General features: G+C 76.6%; 2 protein-coding genes. Both read left to right on the forward strand.

The window, feature by feature from the left end:
* Positions 1 to 44 precede the first annotated feature (44 nt).
* Positions 45 to 947, forward strand: coding sequence for an AAA family ATPase (locus ACFU6K_RS38065; protein ID WP_380671103.1), 903 nt, complete (start codon positions 45 to 47; stop codon positions 945 to 947).
* A 79-nt stretch (positions 948 to 1,026) separates the two neighbouring features.
* The gene (locus ACFU6K_RS38070; protein WP_380671105.1) at positions 1,027 to 1,836 is read left to right on the forward strand and encodes an Fpg/Nei family DNA glycosylase; all 810 of its coding nucleotides are present in this window, start codon (positions 1,027 to 1,029) and stop codon (positions 1,834 to 1,836) included.
* Positions 1,837 to 1,903: the final 67 nt, after the last annotated feature.

Raw genomic sequence — 1,903 nt, forward strand, 5'->3', positions numbered from 1 at the left:
GGGCCGCCGTGTAGTGTCCCCGCTGAGAAGTGTCGGGAGGTGCCGTGACGCAGTACACCGGAGGCGGGCAGGTCCCGCCGCGTCCCGTCGCCCCGCCGGTGCCGCCGGGGGGCGGAACGCGGGGGACGTCATCGGGGGCGCAGCCGCTCTCCCCGCAGTCGCCGCCGTCGCCGCCGCCGGGCCGGGCTGCGCCCGCGGCGCCCGGCACCCCCGGGCCGACCGGTCCGGGGCCCGCCGCCCACCCGGCTCCCGCCCACCCGGCTCCGGCCCCCGCGGCCGCACCGGTGCCGAGCGCGCCGTCCGTGCCCGCCGGGGGCACCGGGCACTTCGTGCTGCCGTCCGGCGCACCCGTCCAACTGCCCGTCCACCCGCCGCGGCAGCACGCGGCCACCGGGCCGATAGCCGTCCTGCTGATCGGACCGGCCGGGGCCGGCAAGACCACCGTCGCCCGCCACTGGGCCGAGCGGCGGCCCACCCCGACCGCGCACATCAGCCTGGACGACGTCCGCGAGTGGGTGCAGGCCGGCTTCGCCAACCCGCAGTCCGGCTGGAACAACGCCTCCGAGGCGCAGTACCGGCTGGCCCGCCGCACCTGCGGCTTCGCCTGCCGCAACTACCTGGCCAACGGCATCTCCTGCATCATCGACGACGCGGTCTTCCCGGACCGCCCGGCGATCGGCCTCGGCGGCTGGAAGCGGCACATCGGCCCCGGCATGATCCCGGTCGTGCTGCTGCCCAGCCTGGACTCGGTGCTGCGCCGCAACGCCCGGCGCAGCGGCAACCGCCGGCTCGGGGACGAGGAGGTGGCCCGCATCCACGGGCGGATGGCCGGCTGGTACAACTCCGGGCTGCCGATCATCGACAACTCCGCCCTGGACGTCGCCGGGACGGCCGCCGAGCTGGACCGCGTCATCCTGGCCCGGCTGATGGGCGTCCCGGTCCGCTGACCTGCGGCGGCACGGGGCTGTCGGTGCCGGCTGCGATGATGGACGGGTCCAGTCGCAGAGCCCGGAGGAGCTGACGCCCGTGCCCGAAGGCCACATCATCCACCGCCTCGCCGCCGAGAACCGCGAGGCCTTCGGCGGCCGCCCGGTGCGGGTCTCCAGCCCGCAGGGCCGGTTCGCCGACGAGGCCAAGGTGATCGACGGGCAGCTGCTCACCGGCGCGGAGGCCACCGGCAAGCACCTCTTCCTCGGCTTCGAGGAGGGCGCCTGGGTGCACGTCCACCTGGGCCTCTACGGCGGCTTCACCTTCGGCACCGGCCCGGCGCCCGCGCCGGTCGGGCTGGTCCGGCTGCGGCTGGAGAACGAGGACGGCTACGCGGACCTGCGCGGGCCCAACACCTGCGCGCTCGTCACGGACGACCAGAAGGCCGCCGTCGCCGCCCGCCTCGGCCCCGACCCGCTGCGCGCCGACGCCGACCCGGAGGCCGCCTGGCGCCGGATATCGGGCAGCCGGACGACCGTGGCGGCGCTGCTGATGGACCAGAAGGTGCTGGCCGGGGTGGGCAACGTCTACCGGGCCGAGGTGCTGTTCCGCCACGGCATCGACCCGCACCGGGCCGGGCGCGACCTCACCCGCCGGGAGTGGGACGCGATCTGGGCCGACCTGGTCGCCCTGATGCGCGAGGGCGTCACCGCCGGCCGGATCGACACCGTCCGTCCCGAGCACACCCCCGAGGCGATGGGCCGCCCGCCCCGGGTGGACGACCACGGCGGCGAGGTGTACGTCTACCGGCGGGCCGCCATGCCCTGCCTGGTCTGCGGCACCGACGTGCGGACGGAGGAGCACGCCGCCCGCAACCTCTTCTGGTGCCCCGCCTGCCAGGCGGCGTGACCGGCCCGGGCCGGGACGCGCAACGCCCCCGTGTCGTGGAGAGCCCTTCTGACCTGCGACGATGGAC

Source organism: Kitasatospora sp. NPDC057512, from assembly GCF_042802135.1.
Lineage (GTDB): Bacteria > Actinomycetota > Actinomycetes > Streptomycetales > Streptomycetaceae > Kitasatospora.